General features: G+C 46.5%; 2 protein-coding genes. One reads left to right on the forward strand and one right to left on the reverse strand.

Going from position 1 to position 936, the window contains the following annotated elements:
• The first annotated feature begins 9 nt into the window (after nt 1-9).
• On the forward strand, nt 10-147 hold the full coding sequence (locus tag A3729_RS06595; RefSeq protein ID WP_369820097.1) for a GTP cyclohydrolase I: 138 nt from the start codon (nt 10-12) through the stop codon (nt 145-147).
• A gap of 86 nt (nt 148-233) precedes the next feature.
• On the opposite strand, the gene A3729_RS32460 is transcribed toward A3729_RS06595, so the two are convergent.
• Nucleotides 234-936 (reverse strand): phytoene desaturase family protein (locus A3729_RS32460; RefSeq protein WP_369820096.1); only part of this gene is annotated, 703 nt, incomplete at its 5' end.

Below are 936 nucleotides of genomic sequence, written 5' to 3' on the forward strand. Positions count from 1 at the left end.
GCAGTATCAATTAACGCAACACATTATTGCGTTAAATCCCGAGGTATTATGGATGCAAACTCTGAAACATCAACGACAGCCTTAGGAGGTTCCTTTAAAACCAACCCACAGACACGCGCTGAGTTTCTACAAGAGGCCCATCAATAATTGATTGCTACACAATCAATGGCGGGGACAAACACCATCGCTGTTTATCCCCAGAGCTATCGGCGTGATAGCAAGCAGCGCTGCGCCTAAACAGGCACAGCCAAACCAATCCTATCGCGCAAGCCAAAGCGATTAAGTAGCTTGTAGCTTTTCCAACCCAGCACACTAACCGATGTCATCACTCCTGCCATCATCGCGCCACCAATGCCACAGCTAAGCACATCCTGGCCAGTTAGATACAAGCCGGGAATTCGCGTCTCAGGTCGCAGCCAGTCTTGCTCAAAACGAGAAGGGTCATGATTAAGTCCATAGAGCTCACATTTTTTGTAGGCGCAGAAGAAGTTTGTCGACAAGGGCGTACTGGTTTCGTGATAGTCGATTTTACCTTCTAAGTGAGGCATTTTTTCATAGAGTGCTTTCAGCATACGCTCGGTAAACATGTCTTTGAGTGCTTCGTAGTCCGTGCCTCGTTTCCCCCATGGCTGGTCTTCCCACTTTTCAAACCATTCATAAGGACAAGGCGCAACGATTTCTATCGTCGACTTGCTAGGGTTCTTTCGCTGCCATTCAGGGTCTTTTGCAGACGGAAATGAAATATACACCGCAGGCAAAGGCTTATCTTTGTCATTCTCAAACGCATCCAAAGCACTATCGGCGTCATAATCAGGAAAGATCCAGAAGTTCGTCTTGGGTAGCTTCAATTCTTCAGTGCTGCCCTTCAAACCAATATACATTCCCAAGTGCGCTTTTGATGATTCAACTTCTTGCAGCTTTTTATCATAAGAGAAC

This window comes from Oleiphilus sp. HI0043, assembly GCF_001634935.1.